At 65.6% G+C, this 967-nt stretch carries 1 protein-coding gene; it reads left to right on the forward strand.

What is annotated here, in order from left to right; translation table 11 throughout:
- Window positions 1–967, forward strand: a 967-nt coding sequence (locus tag EN879_RS37230; protein ID WP_206521104.1) for a right-handed parallel beta-helix repeat-containing protein, incomplete at both ends; no start/stop codon positions are given.

Below are 967 nucleotides of genomic sequence, written 5' to 3' on the forward strand. Positions count from 1 at the left end.
CCAATGGACAGACCGTCATCGGCGGCGGCGAAAGCGTCACCGCAAGGCTTTTCGGCGGCGGCACCAGCACCTTCAACCTGGGCGGCAGCGACGGCACGATCCAGGGCACCAACGTCGCCAACCCCGTCTTTACGCTCGGCAACGGCAACACGCTCAGCGGTATCATCATCACCGGCGGCGGCGACGGCATCTTCGGCAACAACATCACCGGCGCGACGCTGACCAATGTGACGGTCACCGGTGCGGGCGGCAACGGCGCCGACTTCACGGGCAGTTCGACCGGCATCACCGACTCCAACTTCACCGCCACCGGCAACGGCCTCGACGGCCTGCACATCGACGGCGACGGCACCTACAATTTCACCGGCACGACGCTGCTGCAGGGCAATCTCGACGACGGTCTCGATATCACCGGCAAGGGCACCTACACCTTCGCCACCGTCAATGCGCAGGACAATACCGACCGCGGCATCACCGTGCAGGGCACGTCGACCGGAGGCACGTTCACCACCACCGGCGGCACCGTGTCAGGCAATGGCGGCACCGCCGTCTTCATCGATCCGATCACCGCCCATGTGGTGCTGGACTCGATCAGCCAGAGCGGCGGCACGTCGGGTGTCGTGCTGGAGAATGTCGCGGGCAACTTCACCGTCAACGGTGCGACGACGATCTCCAACACGACCGGACCGGCGATCGCCATTTCGGATTCGCCGGCGACGATCCGCTTCGGCGACATCAGCATCACCAACCCCGGCGCCGACGGCATCTCGTTTGCCGGCGTCAATGCGGCGGTGGTCGCCGGCAACATCGTCATCTCCGGACTGGGTGTCGGCACCGGCCTCGACTTCTCCGGATCCAAGACCAATTTCACCGCGCAGTCGCTCAGCATCACCGGCACCGGTGCTGCCGGCTCGATCGGCATCGATCTGACGTCGCCGAGCGTTGGCGGCGCGGTGATCATCATCAC

It is taken from the genome of Mesorhizobium sp. M7A.F.Ca.AU.002.02.1.1 (genome assembly GCF_003998535.1).
GTDB classification, from domain to species: Bacteria; Pseudomonadota; Alphaproteobacteria; order Rhizobiales; family Rhizobiaceae; genus Mesorhizobium; species Mesorhizobium ciceri.